At 73.4% G+C, this 13,758-nt stretch carries 14 protein-coding genes and 1 riboswitch; of the genes, 6 read left to right on the top strand and 8 right to left on the bottom strand.

Annotated elements, in window-relative coordinates:
• Nucleotides 1–169 precede the first annotated feature (169 nt).
• The 3 genes from BX283_RS13980 to thiO all read right to left on the bottom strand — a co-directional run bounded on the left by BX283_RS13980 (nucleotide 170) and on the right by thiO (nucleotide 2,376).
• On the bottom strand, nucleotides 170–964 hold the full coding sequence (locus BX283_RS13980; RefSeq protein ID WP_101387947.1) for a thiazole synthase: 795 nt from the start codon (nucleotides 962–964) through the stop codon (nucleotides 170–172).
• Between the two features lie 3 nt (nucleotides 965–967).
• Nucleotides 968–1,183, bottom strand: coding sequence for a sulfur carrier protein ThiS (thiS, locus tag BX283_RS13975; protein ID WP_101387946.1), 216 nt, complete (start codon nucleotides 1,181–1,183; stop codon nucleotides 968–970).
• Nucleotides 1,180–2,376 carry a glycine oxidase ThiO gene (gene thiO, locus BX283_RS13970; RefSeq protein ID WP_101387945.1) on the bottom strand — a complete coding sequence of 399 codons (1,197 nt, stop codon included), beginning with the start codon at nucleotides 2,374–2,376 and terminating at the stop codon, nucleotides 1,180–1,182. The genes thiS and thiO overlap by 4 nt, the downstream gene beginning before the upstream one ends.
• Nucleotides 2,374–2,487: riboswitch (TPP riboswitch) on the bottom strand. It overlaps the preceding gene by 3 nt.
• A gap of 63 nt (nucleotides 2,488–2,550) precedes the next feature.
• Here thiO and BX283_RS13965 point away from each other — a divergent pair.
• The 5 genes from BX283_RS13965 to BX283_RS13945 all read left to right on the top strand — a co-directional run bounded on the left by BX283_RS13965 (nucleotide 2,551) and on the right by BX283_RS13945 (nucleotide 6,908).
• A complete protein-coding gene (locus BX283_RS13965; RefSeq protein WP_373979168.1) occupies nucleotides 2,551–3,816 on the top strand; it encodes an NAD(P)/FAD-dependent oxidoreductase in 1,266 nt (421 codons plus the stop codon).
• Between the two features lie 43 nt (nucleotides 3,817–3,859).
• Nucleotides 3,860–4,225: an Rv2175c family DNA-binding protein gene (locus BX283_RS13960; RefSeq protein ID WP_101387944.1), complete on the top strand. Its 366-nt coding sequence runs from the start codon at nucleotides 3,860–3,862 to the stop codon at nucleotides 4,223–4,225.
• A 71-nt stretch (nucleotides 4,226–4,296) separates the two neighbouring features.
• Entirely contained in the window at nucleotides 4,297–4,953 is a 657-nt protein-coding gene (gene thiE / locus BX283_RS13955; RefSeq protein ID WP_101387943.1) for a thiamine phosphate synthase, read from the top strand.
• Nucleotides 4,954–5,049: 96 nt separating this feature from the next.
• Nucleotides 5,050–5,967 (top strand): methylenetetrahydrofolate reductase [NAD(P)H], encoded by a 918-nt coding sequence (metF, locus tag BX283_RS13950; protein ID WP_101387942.1) that lies wholly within the window; start codon nucleotides 5,050–5,052, stop codon nucleotides 5,965–5,967.
• A 71-nt stretch (nucleotides 5,968–6,038) separates the two neighbouring features.
• Nucleotides 6,039–6,908 (top strand): hypothetical protein, encoded by an 870-nt coding sequence (locus BX283_RS13945; RefSeq protein WP_101387941.1) that lies wholly within the window; start codon nucleotides 6,039–6,041, stop codon nucleotides 6,906–6,908.
• Nucleotides 6,909–6,959: 51 nt separating this feature from the next.
• On the opposite strand, the gene BX283_RS13940 is transcribed toward BX283_RS13945, so the two are convergent.
• The 5 genes from BX283_RS13940 to BX283_RS13920 all read right to left on the bottom strand — a co-directional run bounded on the left by BX283_RS13940 (nucleotide 6,960) and on the right by BX283_RS13920 (nucleotide 12,988).
• Nucleotides 6,960–8,474 (bottom strand): NAD(P)/FAD-dependent oxidoreductase, encoded by a 1,515-nt coding sequence (locus tag BX283_RS13940; RefSeq protein ID WP_101387940.1) that lies wholly within the window; start codon nucleotides 8,472–8,474, stop codon nucleotides 6,960–6,962.
• Nucleotides 8,475–8,528: 54 nt separating this feature from the next.
• Complete coding sequence (locus BX283_RS13935; RefSeq protein ID WP_101392325.1) at nucleotides 8,529–9,188, bottom strand: DUF4126 domain-containing protein; 660 nt, start codon at nucleotides 9,186–9,188, stop codon at nucleotides 8,529–8,531.
• 351 nt (nucleotides 9,189–9,539) lie between these two features.
• Nucleotides 9,540–10,145, bottom strand: a complete 606-nt coding sequence (locus BX283_RS13930; RefSeq protein WP_101387939.1) for a TetR/AcrR family transcriptional regulator — start codon at nucleotides 10,143–10,145, stop codon at nucleotides 9,540–9,542.
• A 28-nt stretch (nucleotides 10,146–10,173) separates the two neighbouring features.
• Entirely contained in the window at nucleotides 10,174–12,258 is a 2,085-nt protein-coding gene (locus BX283_RS13925; protein WP_101387938.1) for a YhgE/Pip domain-containing protein, read from the bottom strand.
• Nucleotides 12,230–12,988, bottom strand: a complete 759-nt coding sequence (locus tag BX283_RS13920) for an ATP-binding cassette domain-containing protein (protein WP_101387937.1) — start codon at nucleotides 12,986–12,988, stop codon at nucleotides 12,230–12,232. The genes BX283_RS13925 and BX283_RS13920 overlap by 29 nt, the downstream gene beginning before the upstream one ends.
• Nucleotides 12,989–13,164: 176 nt before the next feature.
• Between BX283_RS13920 and BX283_RS13915 the strand changes: the two genes are divergently transcribed.
• Entirely contained in the window at nucleotides 13,165–13,692 is a 528-nt protein-coding gene (locus BX283_RS13915; protein WP_101387936.1) for an SAV_6107 family HEPN domain-containing protein, read from the top strand.
• Nucleotides 13,693–13,758 lie beyond the last annotated feature (66 nt).

Raw genomic sequence — 13,758 nt, 5'->3', positions numbered from 1 at the left:
CGGTGGCGGGTTGCTCGCGCAGTTCCCCGCGCCCCTCAAAGCCAGGTGGCCGAGCTGGGTTCTCCGGCTGCGGCCGACTACCCAAGGGGCGCGGGGAACTGCGCGACCAGCCCGCCACCGGCCCGCAGACGACGTACGGCCCCGTCTCCCCGGCGGAGCCGCCCCGCGTTCAGAACGCCGGACGTTCCGGATCCAGGGCCGCGCGGCCCTCCACAGGGGAGGACGCCTCGGCGAAGTGGCGGCGGGGGATCCGCCCCGCCCGGTACGCCAGGCGCCCCGCGTCCACCGCGTGCCGCATCGCCTCCGCCATCAGCACCGGCTCCTGCGCGCGCGTGACCGCCGAGGCGAGCATCACCGCCGAGCAGCCCAGCTCCATCGCCAGCGCCACGTCGGAGGCCGTGCCCGCGCCCGCGTCGAGGACGACCGGGACGGTGGCGCGGTCCACGATCAGCTCGAAGTTGTGCGGGTTGCGGATGCCGAGCCCGGAGCCGATGGGCGAGCCGAGCGGCATGATCGCCGCGCACCCCACGTCCTCCAGCTTCCGGGCGAGCACCGGGTCGTCGTTGGTGTACGGCAGCACCGTGAAACCGTCGTCGACCAGCACTTCCGCCGCGTCCAGCAGCTCGATCGGGTCGGGCAGCAGGGTGCGCTCGTCGGCGACCACCTCCAGCTTGACCCAGTCCGTGCCGAGCGCCTCGCGCGCGAGGCGGGCCGTCAGCACGGCCTCCCCGGCGGTGAAGCAGCCCGCCGTGTTCGGCAGCACACCGATGTCCAGCTTCTCCAGGACGGACAGGACCGAGCCCTGAACGGTCGGGTCGAGGCGGCGCATCGCGACGGTCGTGAGCTCCGTGCCGGAGGCGGCCAGCGAGCGCTCCAGGACGTCCAGGCTCGGCGCCCCGCCGGTGCCCATGATCAGCCGCGAGGTGAAGGTCGTACCACCGAGGGTGAACAGGTCGTCGGCCATGGCTTAGCCTCCCTGGACGGCGGTCAGGACCTCGACGCGGTCGCCGTCGCCGAGCGTGGTGCGCGGCCATTCGCCGCGCGGTACGACCGTCTCGTTGACGGCGGCGGCGACGCCCGAGGGCGCCGGGGTCAGGGTGGCGACGAGGACGTCGAGCGTGGTGCCCGCGGCGAGGTCGCGCACCTCGCCGTTGACGGAGACGGTCGTCGAGGAGACGGTCATGCGGTCAGCTCCTGCGGTACGGACTCCACCGGGGCGGAGGTGAAGCGGCGGGGGGTGAAGGGGCGTGCCTCGGCGGGCAGTTCGCCGGTGGCCAGCGCGTGCGCCAGCGCGTCGCCGGTGACGGGGGTGAGCAGCACCCCGTTGCGGTAGTGGCCGGTGGCCAGGTGCAGGCCGGGCAGGGCGGTGGGGCCGAGCAGCGGCGCGTTGTCGGGGGAGCCGGGGCGCAGCCCGGCGCGGGTCTCGGTGAGCGCCAGTTCGGTGATGCCGGGCACCAGCTCGTGCGCGTCGCGCAGCAGCTCGTAGACGCCGCCCGCGGTGACCGTGGTGTCCCAGCCCAGCTCCTCGCTGGTGGCGCCGACGACGAGCTCACCGTCGGCGCGCGGCACCAGGTAGACGTGGCTGCCGCGGACCACCGCGCGGACCGTCCGGGACAGGAACGGCGCGTACGCGGGCGGCACGGTCAGCCGCAGCACCTGGCCCTTGACCGGGCGCACCGGCGGCCGCAGCTCGTCCGGGACCCCGGCGAGCCGGCCGCTGAGGCTGCCGCCCGCGAGGACGACCTGATCGGCGGAGAGCTCGGTGCCGTCGGCGAGGACGGCCCCCGCGGCCCGCTCGCGTACCACCGAGAGCCGTTCGGCCCAGCCCCGGTGGAACACCACCCCGGCCCGCTCGCACGCCGTCAGAAGGGCCTTGGCGAGGCGTCGCGGGTCGATCTGGTGGTCGCCGTCGACCCGCAGCCCGCCGCGCACCCCGGGCGCCAGCATCGGTTCCAGGCGGCGGCACTCGCGCCCGGTCAGCCACTGGGAGTCGAGCCCCGAGCGCTGCTGGAGGGCGTGCAGGTCGCGCAGATGGGCGCGGTCGTCGGCGTCCAGGGCGACCGCCAGGGTGCCGCAGGCGCGGTAGCCGGTGCCGACGCCGCTCGCCTGCTCCAGCTCGGCCACGAAGTCCGGGTAGCGCCGGGCGGAGGCCAGGTTGAGGCCGAGCAGGGTCTCCTCGCCGTAGTGGAGCTCGGTGACGGCGGCGAGCATGCCGGCCGCGACCTGTGCGGCGCCGCCGCCGGGCGCGGGGTCGGCGAGCGCGGTGCGCAGACCGCGCTGCGCCGCGCGCCAGGCCGTGACGAGGCCGATGATTCCGCCCCCCACGACCAGTACGTCCGACCCGTGGGGAACTGCCCCGTTTCGGGATGCATGCATGGGCGTCCAGCCCCTCCCTTCGCCGGCATGACCCGGATCAGGTTCGTACGGTCGGAGGCCGCTGCAGCCTCCCTCTCAGCCCGGTGCGTCCGGGCTCCCGCGAGTGCTTGTACGTGCGTCAGGCTAACGCCTGACCGGTTTCCTGACGAACTGTCAGATGTTTATGGTGATCGGGTGAGCGAAAAGCAGACGCATTCGGAACAGCGCCACGTCGTGGTCGTCGGCGCGGGCATGGCCGGGGTCCAGACCGCGGTGGCCCTGCGCGAACAGGGCTTCCCCGGCCGGATCACCCTCATCGGCGCCGAGCCCCACCGGCCGTACGACCGGCCCCCGCTCTCCAAGGCGGTGCTGCTCGGCAAGGCCGAGGGCTCCGCCTTCGAGGTGGACTTCGAGGGCCTCGGCGTCGACCTGCGCCTGGGCGAGACCGTCACGGACGTACGCGCGCGTGAGCACGAGATCGACACCACCTCCGGGCCCGTCCCCTACGACGCGCTGGTCATCGCCTCCGGCGCGGAGCCGATCACGCTGCCCGGCATGGACCGCGGCGGTCCGCGCGACGCGCGGTCGGGCGAGGGCGGTGGCGGGCAGCTGCCCGACGTCCATCTGCTGCGCACCCTCGACGACGCCGGGCGGCTGCGCGCGGTGCTCAGCGCCCAGCTCCGCGTCGTGGTCGTCGGGGCGGGCTGGATCGGGGCGGAGTTCGCCACGGCCGCGCGCGAGGCGGGCTGCGCGGTCACCGTCGTGGAGGCCGCGGAGCGCCCGCTGGCGGGCGCGCTGCCCGCCGAGGTCACCGAACCGATGGCCGGCTGGTACGCGGAGAGCGGCGCCGAACTGCTCACCCACGCGCGCGTGGCGTCCGTCGAGCCCGGAGCCGTCGTCCTGGCGGACGGCCGCCGCGTTCCGGCCGACGCGGTCGTCGTCGGCATCGGCGCCCGGCCCACCACCGACTGGCTGGCGAACACCGGCATCGAGCGCGGGGCGGAGGGCGCGGTCACGGCCGACGACCGGCTGCGCACCTCGCTCCCGGACGTCTACGCGGTCGGGGACTGCGCCTCCTTCCCTTCGGGAAGGTACGGGGAGCGGCTGCTCATCCACCACTGGGACAACGCCCTCCAGGGGCCGCGCACGGTGGCGGCGGACATCGTCGGCGAGGCGGTGCGCCCGTACGACCCGGTGCCGTACTTCTGGTCCGAGCAGTTCGGCAGGTTCGTGCAGTACGTCGGCCACCACCGCGGCGCCGACCGGCTGCTGTGGCGGGGCGACCCGGCGGGCGCCGCCTGGTCGGTCTGCTGGCTGCGCGAGGGCCGGCTCGTCGCCCTCCTGGCCGTCGGCCGACCGCGCGATCTGGCGCAGGGCCGCAAGCTCATCGAGGCAGGTGCGACGCTGGATCCGGTCCGCGCCGCCGACCCGTCCGTCCCCCTCAAGGCGGCAGTCGGCTGAGCTCCGGCTACCGAGTGTCAGTCCGGGATGGCACGCTTGTCCCGTGACCGAGATTGACGCGAAAACCGATGCACTCGTCCCCGCCTGGCTCCACCTTCCCGACATCGCCGAAATGCTCGATGTCGAGGTGACCCGTGTGCGGCAGCTGGTCAAGGAGGGCCAGCTCATCGCCGTACGCCGCGGTGAGAACCGGACGCTGCAGGTGCCCGCCGCCTTCATCGACGGCGACAAGGTCGTGAAGGGCCTCGCCGGCACCCTCACGCTCCTGCGGGACGACGGCTACTCCGACGAAGAGATGCTGGAGTGGCTCTTCACCTCCGACCCGACCCTGCCCGGCACCCCCGCGCAGGCCCTGAGCGAGAATCGCGGCACGGAGGTGAAGCGTCGCGCCCAGGCGCTCGCCGTCTGACCTGATCGCCTACAGGTGGGGCGCGGACCGGGAGACCGGCCCGCGCCCGACCGCACCCAACGGGGGACTTCATGCCCACGGCCCGTGAGCAGCTCGCCGACGCCCGGCTCTACCTCTGCACGGACGCGCGCAGGCGCCAGGGCGACCTGCCCGCGTTCCTGGACGCCGTGCTGACCTCGGGCGTGGACATCGTCCAGCTGCGGGACAAGGGCATGGAGGCCGCCGAGGAGCTGGAGCACCTGGCCGTCTTCGCCGACGCCTGCCGGCGGCACGGCAAGCTGCTCGCGGTCAACGACCGGGCCGATGTGGCCCACGCCATCGGCGCCGACGTGCTGCACCTGGGCCAGGGCGATCTGCCGGTCCCGGCCGCCCGCGCGATCCTCGGCGACGAGGTCCTGATCGGCCGCTCCACGCACGCCGACGCGGAGGCCTTCGCGGCCGCCGTCGAGCCCGGCGTGGACTACTTCTGCACGGGCCCCTGCTGGCCCACCCCGACCAAGCCGGGCCGCCACGCCCCGGGCCTCGACCTGGTGCGCTACACGGCCTCGCTCGCCACCGAGCGCCCCTGGTTCGCCATCGGCGGCATCGACGCGGCCAACCTCGACGAGGTGCTGGACGCGGGCGCCGAGCGGATCGTGGTGGTCCGGGCGATCACCGAGGCGGACGACCCCGCCGGGGCGACGGCGAACCTGGCGAAGCGGGTGCGTGAACGCGTGATGACCCGCTAGAGATCTTTTGTCCGAGGGGTGGACAAGAGTCCGACAATGCGGACGAATTACCCCGGCTCTGTTGGGGGACCGCCGAGGCCTGGCTAACCTGCGAGTATGGCCCTTGGCACTGCTTCCACCAGGACACATCGCGCGCGCACCGTGCGCGAGATGCTGGCGACCGGTGAGACGACGTACTCGTTCGAGTTCTGGGCGCCCAAGACCGAGAAGGGCGAGCGGAACCTCTGGAACGCGCTGCGCCGGGTCGAGGCGGTGGCCCCGAGCTTCGTCTCCGTCACCTACGGCGCGGGCGGCTCCACCCGCTCGGGCACGGTCAAGGCCACCGAGCAGATCGCGGCCGACTCCACCCTGACGCCGGTCGCCCACCTCACGGCGGTCGGCCACTCGGTGGCGGAGCTGCGCAACATGGTCGGGCAGTACGCGGACGCCGACATCCGCAACATCCTCGCCGTGCGCGGCGACCCGCCCGGCGACCCGATGGGCGACTGGGTCAGGCACCCCGAGGGCGTCACCTACGCGGCCGACCTGGTCCGGCTCATCAAGGAGTCCGGCGACTTCTGCGTCGGCGTCGCCGCCTTCCCGGAGATGCACCCGCGCTCCACCGAATGGGACACCGACGTACGGCACTTCGTCGACAAGTGCCGGGCCGGCGCGGATTACGCGATCACCCAGATGTTCTTCCGCCCGGAGAGCTATCTGCGGCTGCGCGACAAGGTCGCCGAGGCGGGCTGCGAGACCCCGATCATCCCCGAGGTCATGCCGGTGACCAGCGTGAAGATGCTGGAAAGGCTGCCCCAGCTCAGCAATGCCGAGTTCCCGCCCGAGCTGAAAGAGCGGATCCTCGCCGTCAAGGACGATCCGGCCGCTGTACGCTCCATTGGCATCGAGTTCGCCACGGAGTTCTGCGCGCGGCTGCTCGCCGATGGCGTACCCGGGTTGCACTTCATTACCCTCAACAACTCCACGGCGACACTCGAGATCTACGAGAATCTGGGGCTGCACCAGCAGCCCTGATCAGTCGCACAGGGCGTACTGGCCGGCTGTCCCGCCAAGGGGGACGGCGGCCTTTGGGAAGAGGGGCGTACATGGGCTGGGCGGTCCTCTACATCGCGTTCGGCGTCGTCGCGCTCTGGCTGCTCGGCGAAGTGCTCCTGCAGTACAAGGCGCGGCTGCGCTGGCGGCTGCTCGCCTTCACGGGCTTCATGGGCGTGGTCCTGGGCGTCCTCCTGCCGTCGGTGTTCGTGATCATCCTGGGCGCGCTGGCCTTCGCGGTCGGCCAGACCTACGTCACGCTCTCCTTCCGCCGCGGCTTCTCCACCGGCTGGGCGGTCGGCGGCAGGCCCGGCGCCAGCCGCCGTCGCCGCTCGGGCGGCGCGGCCCCGCTCCAGGACCCGGTGCTCCAGGTCTCCGGCTTCCAGTACGAGGGCGACGGCGAGGCCGACGCCCCGCAGGACGCGAAGGCCGAGGCCGCCGACCCCGCCACCGCCCCGCCGGACTCGGTCTACGAGCCGCAGCCGCTGCCCGACGACACCGGCCAGTACGGCGTCTACAGCGAGAACGCCTACGCCGGAGCCCAGCAGCAGTACGGCGGATACGACGCCGGACAGCAGCAGTACGCCGACCCCTACGCGGGCCAGTACGGCTATGGCACGGACACCGGGCAGCAGCAGTACGCCGCGTACTCCGACCCGTACATCGGCAGCGGCACCACCCAGGGCTACGGCAGCTACGACAGCTATGCCGCCCCCCAGCAGGCCTACGCCGACCCCTACGCCCAGCAGTACGGCATGGACACCCCGCCCGGCGGCGTCTGGGTGCCCCAGCAGCGCGACAACGAGCCCCAGCCGTACGGCGAGGAGCAGCCCGCGCCGTATCCGCAGGGCGGCGAGTACGGCAACGGGACGGGCGGCACCGGATCCGGCTACGTCAACGAGCAGCAGCCGTACCGCTATTGAGTGGTCGTCGGCCCGTCCGGCCGACGACCGCGCCCGGCTACCGGCCGCGGCTCACTGCGAGCCGCGGAAGTCGTCGCCCTCCACGATCAGACCGCTGACCAGTGCCCCGGACATCCCGGCGTGCGCCAGCCCGCCCCCGGGGTGGGCCCAGCCGCCCGCCAGATACAGGCCCGGCAGCCGCGTCCGGTTGCCCGGGTGCAGCCGGGTGGCACCGGCTCCGGCCAGTGACGGCGCCGGGACCGAGCCGCCCTCCGCGCCGGTCTCGGCCGCCGTGTCCGCGGGGGTGCGCACCACGCGCCACAGGATCCGCTCCCGCAGCCCCGGCACCGCCGCCTCGGCGACCTCCACCAGCGCGTCCGCATACCGCTCGCGCGCCTGCTCGTCGGTCCAGTCGAACGGGCCCTGCGGGGGTACCGTCGCGGTCAGTGTGACGGCCTCGTGGGCGTCGTCCGGCCGGGTCGCCGGGTCGTCGGGGCGCAGCACCGTGACCGTCGGCCGTATCGCCGGGTGGCGGGTGGTGAAGACCGCCTCCGCCTCCGCCGCCGGGTCGGGGGAGTGCACCACCGTGCGGTGCACCGCGTCGGCCGGGCGTCCGCCGCGCAGGGCGAGCAGCACCGTGAACCGCCCGGGGGCCTGGGCCTCGATCGGCCGCACATCGGCCTCCTGCCACGGCTCGCGGCCGCGCAGCGGGCCGGAGCCGGGGCGCGGCTGGGCGGCGAGGACCACCTGGTCGGCCTCGGCCACCTCGCCCCCGGCGAGCTCGACGCCCGCCGCGCGGCCGTCCTTCTCCACGATCCCGGTGACCTCGGCGTCGAAGACGAAGGCGACCCGGCGCGCCAGGCACCGCTCGTACACCGCGCGCGCCAGCTCCCGCATGCCCCCGCGCACGTACCAACTGCCGAAGCTCTGTTCCAGGTACGGGAGCAGGCTTGCGCTCGCCGGGGCCGTGCGGGCGTCCAGGCCCTCCGCCAGCGCGTAGCTCGTCAGGAGCGCGGCGAGCCGGGGGTCGCCCAGCTCCCAGGCGCCGACCTCCGCGAGCGTGGCCGCCTGGCGGGGCGAGCGCAGCAGCCGGCGCTGCTTGGTCGCGGGATAGGGATCGCGGGCCAGGACCTGCCAGTCGGGCCAGAGCGGCTCCTCCAGGAGCGGGCGCCGCGAGCGGTCCCAGGCGTCCCGCGCGCGGCCCAGGAAGTCACCCCACTTCTCGCCCGCGCCCGCGCCGAGCGCCCCGTCGAGCGCCGAGACGACGCCCGCGCGCGAGGCGTTGGGCAGCGAGACGTCCGTGCCGTCGGCGAAGAGGTGGCGGGCGGCGGGGTCGGTCGGGGTGAGCTCGACCCGGTCCTCCAGGGGCTCCTTGCCGGTCTTGAGGAACAGGTCCCGGTAGACCGCGGGCAGGCGCAGCAGACCGGGGCCGGTGTCGAACACGAACCCGTCCCGCTCGAACCTGCCCAGCGCCCCGCCGTACGTCGACGTGCGCTCGTACACCGTCACCCGGTGGCCTGCCACGGCCAGCCGGGCGGCAGCCGCCATGGCGCCCATCCCGGCGCCGATCACCGCAATCCGTGCCATGCCTGCGACTTTATCGGCCGCCACTGACAACGCCGCTGCCCGGGCCGTGGGGGCTCACCGGGGTGGGCGCTTCCCGGATGCCTCGGGCGGCCTGTTCTTCCGGCCGGGGGTCCGGGGGTTGTCCCCCGGGAAATGCAGTTCCTCGCGGCGCTGGGCGCGGCGGCGCCGGAAGCGGCGGATCCGGCTCCAGAGGAAGGCCAGTATCGCTACGCCGAGCACCAGCAGCGTCCCCGCGATCACGGCCGCGGCGACCGGGTGGAAGATCGCGAAACTGATGATCCCGGCGACGCCCAGGTCCTCGGCCGTGCTCAGCGCGATGTTGCTGAACGGCTCGGGCGAGGTGTTCACCGCCATCCGCGTCCCGGCCTTCACCAGATGGCTGGTCAGCGCGGTCGACCCGCCGATCGCGCCCGCCGCCAGGTCCGGTAGCGACCCGCTCTGCCCGGCGAGCAGCGCGCCCACCACGGCGCCCGCGACCGGCCGGATCACCGTGTGGACGGAGTCCCAGGCCGAGTCGACGTACGGGATCTTGTCGGCCACGGCCTCGCAGAGGAAGAGCACCCCCGCGACGATCAGGACGTCGGGGCGCTGGAGCGCGTCGGGCACCTCGTCGGTGACGCCGGTCGCGCCGAAGATGCCGAGCAGCAGGACCACGGCGTACGCGTTGACCCCGCTGGCCCAGCCGCTGGTGAATACCAGGGGGAGTACGGACACGGACGCGATCGTAACCAGTTCCGACTTCTTCGGGCTGGGGTTGAGCACGGACGCCTGAGTATCCGTACTCACTGGATGAGATGAGTAATTGCGCGGATGGGGTCCCAGCTGCGCGGACGGGAGAGTGGAGGACACGGAGGGGGCAGGCGCGCCCGTACCGCCGACACGGGGCGGCGGAACGGCGCGGCTCCCCTGACGAACGGGGCACGGGGGGTACGGGGGTACTGAAGTGCCCAGAGCGACGTACGGGGGACGTGTTCCGCGGAAATACGCCGGTGCGGCGAGGCCCAGGGGGGATCGGGGCCTCGCCGCACCGGTGTTTTCGCTGCGTCCACGCGCGCGGGGACGGCGTCAGCGTCCGCTGACCCGCCCGTGCAGCAGCCGCGACAGGGCCGCGTGCACCTCGTCGAGGGAGCGCTCGCTCTGGAAGGCCTGCCAGTCGAGCGCGGCCACCAGGACCATCCCGACCAGCGCGGCCGCCGTGAGCGGGATGTCGATCTCCTCGCTCAGCTCGCCCTCCGTGACGGCCTCGCGCAGCACCGTCTCGACGACGGCGACCGCCTCCTGGCGCACCACCATCAAGGTGGACTGCCAGGCCCGGTTGGTCCGCCACAGCTCCGCCACGTACAGCTGGGTGAAGGCCGGATAGCGGTGGATGAACTCCAGGCCCGCCCGGATCATCGCGTCCAGCGCCTCGACCCTGCTGCCACCGCGCGCGTGGGTGACGTCCGCGGCCTCCTGGAGGGAGGCGGTGAGCAGCCCCACGCCGTGCCGCAGCAGCTCCTCGAACAGCTCGGTCTTGCTCTTGAAGTTGTAGTAGACGGTGCCCTTGGCGACACCGGCCCGCTCCGCGATCTCGTCGACGGTGGTCGCCGAGAACCCCTGTTCGGCGATGAGCGTCACCGCCGCCTCGTAGAGCTTCTGCCGGGTCGCCTGCCGTCTGGTGCTGCTGTCCATGCGGTCGATTCTCACAGGTCCGGCGCTCCTAGAGGGTCAGCTCGGGGTGGAGCCGGTCCAGCGTCCAGACCTGCTTCCGCCGGGCCGACAGGGCGGTCAGCGCCAGCGTGCCCGCCGTGAAGGCCACCAGCACCGCGCAGCCCTGCCACACCGGCCCGAGCCCGCCGCCGGTGATCAGCCGCCGCAGCCCGTCGACGACGTAACTCATCGGCAGGTACGGGTGGATCGCGTTGAAGAACGCCGGGCTGGTCTGCACCGGATAGGTGCCGCCCGCCGAGGTCAGCTGGAGCATCAGGAAGGCGAGCACCAGGATCCGCCCGGCCGCCCCGAAGCGGGCGTTGAGCCACTGCACGATCGCCGCGAAGCAGCACGAGACGAGCGCGAGGAAGCCGATGGTCCCGGCGGCGCGCTCCATCTGGAGGCCCAGCCCGAAGTGCAGCACCGCCATCAGCGCGCCCACCTGGAGCACCCCGACCGCCGCCACCGGCAGCCAGCCCGCCAGCGCGATCCGCCAGGCCGACGCACCCGCCGCGAGCGCCCGCCGGTTGAGCGGCTGGATCAGCATGTACGCGACCATCGCACCCACCCAGAGGGAGAGCGGGATGAAGTACGGGGCGAATCCGGTGCCGTAGTTGGGCGCCTTGTGCAGCGCCTGCGAGGAGAGCTTGACCGGGTCGGCCATCACGTCGGTGCGCTTGTCGCGCTCCTGCTTGTCGTAGTCGGGGATCTTGCCGACGCCGTCGTGCAGACCGCCCGCCAGCTGGGCCGAGCCGTCGGAGAGCTTGAGCAGCCCGCCGTCGAGCGTGCCCGCGCCCTTCTTGAGCTTGCCGACGCCCGTGTCGAGGTCGCCCGCGCCCGTCTTGGCCGAGGTCAGACCGGTGTGCAGGGTGCCTGCGCCCTTGGCGACCTCCTTGGCGCCCTTGTTGAGGGCGTTGACGTCGCCGACGGCCTTGTCGAGGTCCTTGGCGAGCGTCGGCGCGCTCTTGGCGAGCCGGCGCGCCTGCTTCTGGAGCTCCGCGAGGTTCTTGTCGAGTGTCTTGAAGTCGCTGTTCTGGTCCTGGACCACCCTGTTGAGGTCCTCGGCGAGGGTGGCCGCGGTGGCCGCCGCCTTCTTGGCGCGCTTGAGCTCCGGGCAGGCCGGGCCGGGCGTCGCGGAGGACTCGCACAGCTTGGCGTAGACCGTGTTCAGGTCGTTCGACGCCTTGCGGGCGCCGGTCGCGGCGGCGGGCGCCGCCCTGATCACGTCGGCCAGGTGGTCGCGCACCGGCCCCACCGAGTCGTCGACCAGCTTGGCCGTGTCCCCGATGGCCTTGGCGTTCTCCTTGAGGAACGGACGCGCCTGGTCCGCCGCCGTGTTGACCTTGTTCGCCAGGGTCTGGGTGCCCGCGGCGACCTTGCGGGCGCCGTCCTCCAGGTCGGCGGAGCCGCTGTTGAGCTTCTTGATGCCGCCCGCCAGCTTGCCGCTGCCCGCCTTGGCGTCGGACAGGCCGTCGGCCAGGTCCTTGGAGCCCTGCTTCGCCTTGCCGAGCCCGCCCTTGAGGTCGGCGGCGCCCTTGGCGGCCTTCTCGGTGGCGTCGTGCAGGTCGGAGAACGAGATGAAGATCTTGTCCAGGAAGGAGCGGGAGGCCTTGGCGGAGGCCGCCGAGCGCACCTCGGAGAAGACCGTGCGGGAGATGGACCCCACGATGTAGTTGTTGGCGTCGTTGGTGCGCACCTGGAGGGCGCCCGTCTCGGGGGAGTCCCCGGAGCTCGACGCGATCCGCCGGCTGAAGTCCGCGGGCATCGTCAGGGAGAGGTAGTACGTGCCGTCCTCGACCCCCTTGCGCGCCTCCTCGTCGCTCACCTCGTGCCAGTCGAACGTCTTGCTCTGGTGCAGCCGCTCGGCGATGCCGTCACCGGCGGCGATCTTCTGGCCGCCCGCGGTCGCGCCCTTGTCCTCGTTGACCAGCGCGACCGGCACCCGGTCGAGCCGCCCGTACGGATCCCAGAACGACCACAGGTAGAGCGCGCCGTACAGCAGCGGCAGCAGCAGGAGCGCGACCAGCGCGGCGCGCGGCAGCTTCCCCCTGCCGAACCGCTTCAGCTCAAGCGCGGCCAGTCGTGGCGAACGCATCCCCCGCCCCCTCCTCGTGCTCGTCGTGCTTGTTGTCCGTACTCCGTACGGTGATGTCGGCGTCCCCGGGCGCCTGGCTGCAGACGGCGATCACCGTCGTACCGGCGTCCGCGACCGACCGCAGCAGCGCCCAGGCCTCCGCGCGCTCGGCGTCGGAGAGCTTCATGTCGGTGTCGTCGACGCCGAGCAGCCGGGGCCGGCCCATCAGCCCGAGGGCCACGGACAGGCGCAGCGCCTCCAACCGCTCCAGATCGCGTACGGAGGTGCGCTCCCCCTTCGGCAGCGCGGCCAGGTCAAGGCCCGCGGCCTTCAGCGCCTCGTCGATCACCGCCCTGGCCGCGGTGCGGCGCTCGGCGGGCGTGCGCAGCAGGGCGCGCAGGGACCCGTCGAAGCGGTGCTGGAGCAGCGCCCGTTCGCGCAGGTGCTCGGTGACGGTCAGGGCGGGGTCGAGGTCGCTGACGCCCGGGACCGGGCCGAGCGCGCTGAACCGGCGGACGGCCGACATCCGGCGCGGCAGCCGCTCGCCGCCGACCTCGGCGTGGCCCTCGGTGGGTTTCATCCGGCCGGTGAGGGCCAGGAGAAGACAGGTGCGCCCGGAGCCGGAGGGGCCCTCGACGGCGACGAGCGAGCCGGGCGCGGCGTCCAGCCGCACACCCCGGAAGACCCAGCCGCGCGGCCCCTTGAGCCCGAAGTCCTCGGCGGTGACGCCTGCCCCGTGCGGGCTGTCCACGTTCCCCCCATTCTTTGAACTGACTGGTCAGTACAAAAGATAGCCCGAACCTGCGTACGGGACAAAGGGGCAGGTCAAGGGCGGGAGCGGGGCGGGCGACGGCCGATTGTCAGTGGTGGCCCTCACGATGGACACATACGGCCACAGCGCCGTCACACGACGACAGGAGGTTCGTCATGGCCAGCCACCGCGCGGCAGCCGCACACCGGCGCCGCCCCACCGGCCCTGCCCCCTCACTGAACGGTGCCGCGAGCGACATCCACCCGGTGCTGCGCCGGGACGGTGCGCCACCCGCCGCCCTCGACCTGCTCGCCCAGGCCCGCAGCGGTCTGGACGAGGCCGCCCTGCTCGACACCCCCAACGAGCGGTACGCGACGGCGCATCTGGCCGCCCTGCGCACCGCGGCCGCCGTGCTCGCCGCCCGGGGCCGCCCCGAGACCGCCCCCCGCCGCAGGCAGCGGATCCGCAGCGCGTGGGAGGTGCTGCCCGAGATAGCGCCCGAACTGACCGAGTGGAGCGCGCTGTTCGCCTCCGGCGCCACCCGCCGGGCCCGCGCCGAGGCGGGCATCCAGGGCGCGGCCACCGGGCGCGACGCCGACGACCTGATCCGCGACGCCGCGATGTTCCTGCGCCTGGTCGAGCGCCTCCTCGTCCTCCAGCCCGTGCTGCCCCAGCCCAGGACCCGGGAGCCGGACGCGGGGTGAGGCGGGGGCCCGGGAGGCGACGGGGGTGCGGTGAGGTGCGGGGATGAGCCGGGGGAGGCTCGCGAG

The sequence above is a fragment of the Streptomyces sp. TLI_146 genome, from assembly GCF_002846415.1.
Taxonomy (GTDB): Bacteria; Actinomycetota; Actinomycetes; order Streptomycetales; family Streptomycetaceae; genus Streptomyces.
The sequence above is the reverse complement of the archived record's forward strand: the minus strand, read 5'-3'. Positions and strand labels throughout refer to the sequence as shown.

Bases quoted from the DNA above. Each gene is read 5' to 3' on its own strand.
- BX283_RS13980 (WP_101387947.1), bottom strand. From the start codon at position 964: ATGGCCGACGACCTGTTCACCCTCGGTGGTACGACCTTCACCTCGCGG.
- thiS (WP_101387946.1), bottom strand. From the start codon at position 1,183: ATGACCGTCTCCTCGACGACCGTCTCCGTCAACGGCGAGGTGCGCGAC.
- thiO (WP_101387945.1), bottom strand. From the start codon at position 2,376: ATGCATGCATCCCGAAACGGGGCAGTTCCCCACGGGTCGGACGTACTG.
- thiE (WP_101387943.1), top strand. From the start codon at position 4,297: ATGCCCACGGCCCGTGAGCAGCTCGCCGACGCCCGGCTCTACCTCTGC.
- metF (WP_101387942.1), top strand. From the start codon at position 5,050: ATGGCCCTTGGCACTGCTTCCACCAGGACACATCGCGCGCGCACCGTG.
- BX283_RS13945 (WP_101387941.1), top strand. From the start codon at position 6,039: ATGGGCTGGGCGGTCCTCTACATCGCGTTCGGCGTCGTCGCGCTCTGG.
- BX283_RS13940 (WP_101387940.1), bottom strand. From the start codon at position 8,474: ATGGCACGGATTGCGGTGATCGGCGCCGGGATGGGCGCCATGGCGGCT.
- BX283_RS13930 (WP_101387939.1), bottom strand. From the start codon at position 10,145: ATGGACAGCAGCACCAGACGGCAGGCGACCCGGCAGAAGCTCTACGAG.
- BX283_RS13925 (WP_101387938.1), bottom strand. From the start codon at position 12,258: ATGCGTTCGCCACGACTGGCCGCGCTTGAGCTGAAGCGGTTCGGCAGG.
- BX283_RS13915 (WP_101387936.1), top strand. From the start codon at position 13,165: ATGGCCAGCCACCGCGCGGCAGCCGCACACCGGCGCCGCCCCACCGGC.